The organism is Actinomycetota bacterium, from assembly GCA_035540895.1.
Taxonomy (GTDB): domain Bacteria; phylum Actinomycetota; class JAICYB01; order JAICYB01; family JAICYB01; genus DATLFR01.
In genome coordinates, this window is record DATLFR010000073.1 from 1 (window position 1) to 2,540 (window position 2,540).

1 protein-coding gene is annotated in these 2,540 nt (G+C 70.9%); it reads right to left on the reverse strand.

Annotated elements, in window-relative coordinates; translation table 11 throughout:
* Positions 1-2,516 (reverse strand): S8 family peptidase (locus VM840_04205; protein ID HVL80779.1); only part of this gene is annotated, 2,516 nt, incomplete at its 3' end.
* Positions 2,517-2,540 lie beyond the last annotated feature (24 nt).

The window sequence follows — 2,540 nt, forward strand, 5'->3', positions numbered from 1 at the left end:
GGCGAGGGGCTCGGGGTGGGCCCGGCGGGCTGGTTCCAAGACTCCCAGGCTGTCCGGCCCAGACGCACCGACCGCGTCGGGAGCTGGTTGGGAGCCGGGAGGGCGCGCGGGTCCATCTTGCTCGAGCCGTTGGGAGCCGGACCCGGGCTATACCAGTTCAGCCCGTTCACGCTCCCGAGGTCGTAGTACTTCATCTGCGCCACCTGCGACGAACCGGTGTACGAGGCCACGTGGTGGTCCCCGGTGCCGCTGTCCGCCGGGTACCAGTCGCCCCAGTAGTCGAAGTCGGCCGCGCCCGGGCCGAACGCCGCGTTGCGGCGCATCTCGAACGCGCCGGTGTGCTGCAGCGTGGCCTCCACCTCGAAGTCCGCCTTGACGGCCACCCCGGGGCCCGGACCGACAGCTATCTCCCAGGGGCGGCGTGGGTCGCCGACCACGGCGTCGGGGAACCGTCCGGGCAGGATCGTGGCCGAGTTGCTCCCCTCCACCGCCGGGAGCACGTCGGCCCCCACCCAGTTCCAGCCGGAGAGCGTGTTGTCGGCCCGCCGGTACCGGACGGCTATGTCCAGGCTCGTGGGCTGGGGGACCTGCCGGTTCGTCCCGCCGTATCGCAGGAAGGGGGGCTTCCACCTGGCGACGAGGTCGAGCTGCTTGAAGTTCGGCGGCACGGTGAGCTTGTAGACGCCGACGAGCGGGACCAGCGCGTGCGAGGCGGTCGTGAACGTGCCCGACCACGCAGCCTGCGCCACGCCAACCTTGTCGTAGGTCTCGGCGGCGTCCACGAGCAGCGTCTCCCCGTAGGGGAGCGCGTCGGCCACGGTCGCGTCCGGGTTCGTCTCCCGCAGCTCGCAGAGCGCGAGGGCGGTGGCCACGGCCCGCTCTGCGTCGATCAGCCCGTACCCGTCGTCGCGCGAGGTCTGCTTCCCGGAGATGCCGGGCTGCAGAGCGCGGGCGCCCGGGATGTGGTTCGCGGTGGCCTTCAGGATCCACTCGGCCTCGGTTATCCGGTTCAGGAACGAGTCCCGATACTGGGCCGGCGCGGCCGGGGTGTGGTCCTGGGCGACCTCGGAGATCGTCAGGCTCGGGCAGGCTTGCACCATGAGGGCGACGGCTCCCGAAACGTGGGGAGCCGCCATCGAGGTCCCGCTGAACCCGACGTAGTCGTGGGCGGCGTTGGCTCCGTGGGCCAGGGCCGACCAGATCCCGTCGCCCGGTGCGGCCACGTCGGGGTAGGTCCAGACCAGCCCCGCCCCGCCCCGCGACGAGCTCGCGTACATGGCGTTCCCACTGCGCGACGTCCCGGCGGCACTGATCGCCACCGGGTTGCGCGACTCGGGACTCGTGTGCGGCTTCGCAGGCTGGTTGTTCGTCTGGCCGCCGTTGCCGGCCGCGAACACCACGTGCTGGTTGAAGCGGCGCCCGGCCGGGGCGTAGCGATCCATGTCGTAGGAGAGGATCATCACGGCCTGGGCCCACGGGTCGTCGGACTCGAAGTCGTAGGGGGTCCCCGCCGGGTCCTCGTGCGGCGCTCCCCACGAGTTGTTCACCACCCGGATGTTGAACGGGTTGCCCTTGTTCTTGAGCTGGTCGTAGATGAAGTCGAACCCGAAGAAGGCGGTGCCCATCGTCACCCCGTTGCCCACGCCGAGCCCGAGGATCTTCGCTCCTGGGGCGACCCCCCTCATGCCGGTCGCGATAGGGGAGCCGTCCAGTGCGACGCCGGCGTGGTTGGACGAGGCGGCGCCGGACCCGGCCGCGATCGCCGCGACGTGGGTGCCGTGCAGGTCGTGATCGGAGTTGGGCACGTCCGCCCACAGGTTCAGCCCTTCGAAGAAGATCTGGTTCCCGTGCGGCTCGTTGGACTGGCTGTAGCCCGTGCAGCCGGTAACGGCGGGCACGGGGCAGATGAGGCCCGACTGCACGATCCGGTAGTTCGCCACCGTCTTGAGCCCGTACTCGAGGTCGGCGTGGAGCGCGTCGATCCCGGTGTCGATCACGGCGATCGTCACGCCGTGCCCGTCGATCGGCATGCGGATCCGGTCCCCATCCTTGATGTAGCGATCCCAGACCCCCCCGTTCGCCTTCACGGCGGCCGTCGAGCGCTCCAGGTTGTACTCGAGGGTCCGGTTCAGGTCGATGCGCCGGGTGCGCGGGTGCGCGGCCAGCTCGCGGACCATGCGGACGGTGCCCGTGGCGTAGGCCATCGGGAGGATCTGGTAGCGGACGATCGGGCCGAAGCCGAGATCGCGGAGGCGGACCATGTCCGAGTCGCGGAAGGCGGTGTCCTTCACCTGGACGAGGACGCCCACCACGTCCCCGTCGGACATCGTGTCCAGCGCGCGCACCGTGGCCGCGGACAGAACAGGGACCTCCCGGGCCAGGAGGCGCTCGCGCAGCGAGGGAGGAGGAGCCTCCTGCTGCTGGGCTCCCGCGGGAGGCGAGGCGGAGAGGAGGCCGGCGGCGAGGAAGAGGCCCAGGCTGGCGGCCAGGCTGCGAAGGAGAGTGCGACGGCGCATCTTATGAACCCCCAGGTCCGGTGT